1 pseudogene is annotated in these 227 nt (G+C 50.2%); it reads right to left on the bottom strand.

The features are described 5' to 3' along the window. Nucleotides 1–203: pseudogene (locus tag J1781_RS00010) on the bottom strand (hypothetical protein); the annotation flags it as partial. Nucleotides 204–227 lie beyond the last annotated feature (24 nt).

Here is a 227-nt window from a genome sequence, read left to right as displayed (position 1 = left end):
CCGCCGCCATCAATGGCAATCCGCTGCTGCCTGATATCGCTGTTTGTAATCGGGCTAAATGCCTGCATGAAACCGTTATATCCGCGAATTTCATAGGCTTCATTACTCGAGTTATAGCTTTTAGTCTTGCACCGTTCTGAACGATAAAGCATTTGCAATGGCAACAGTGTAATGCCCTCAGGAACCCGGACGGCTATGGTCACGCGCCGTGCATTTTCCGGCGGTGA

The organism is Rahnella perminowiae (assembly GCF_019049695.1).
Lineage (GTDB): Bacteria > Pseudomonadota > Gammaproteobacteria > Enterobacterales > Enterobacteriaceae > Rahnella > Rahnella perminowiae.
Note: the sequence above shows the minus strand (reverse complement) of the source record. Positions and strands in the feature narration are given on the sequence as shown.